General features: G+C 45.7%; 1 protein-coding gene. It reads right to left on the bottom strand.

All coding sequences use genetic code 11. The features are described from left to right. Nucleotides 1-527, bottom strand: a 527-nt coding sequence (locus tag G5T77_RS16940) for a GTP-binding protein (protein ID WP_252719428.1), incomplete at both ends; no start/stop codon positions are given.

The raw sequence follows: 527 nt of genomic DNA, 5'->3' as shown, positions 1-527 counted from the left end.
GCTGAACCACGGATTACAGGAGTGTCATCACCTGGGAAGTCGTAAGTAGAAAGAAGTTCACGAACTTCCATTTCAACCAGTTCAAGAAGCTCTTCGTCGTCTACAAGGTCGCATTTGTTCAAGAATACAACGATGTAAGGTACACCTACCTGACGAGAAAGCAGGATGTGTTCACGAGTTTGTGGCATTGGACCGTCAGTCGCAGCACATACAAGGATCGCACCGTCCATCTGAGCAGCACCAGTAATCATGTTTTTAACATAATCGGCGTGGCCCGGGCAGTCTACGTGAGCATAGTGACGAGTTGGAGAATCGTATTCTACGTGTGAAGTATTAATTGTAATACCACGTGCTTTTTCTTCTGGTGCAGAGTCGATTGCAGCGTAGTCTTTCGCTTCACCACCGAATTTTTTAGCACATACAGTTGCAATCGCAGCTGTTAAAGTTGTTTTACCATGGTCAACGTGACCGATTGTGCCCACGTTAACGTGTGGCTTATTACGTTCAAACTTAGCCTTAGCCATGTT

The organism is Acinetobacter sp. GFQ9D191M, from assembly GCF_011174875.1.
In the GTDB taxonomy this organism is placed as follows: Bacteria; Pseudomonadota; Gammaproteobacteria; order Pseudomonadales; family Moraxellaceae; genus Acinetobacter.
This window is presented reverse-complemented; position numbering and strand designations above follow the sequence as displayed.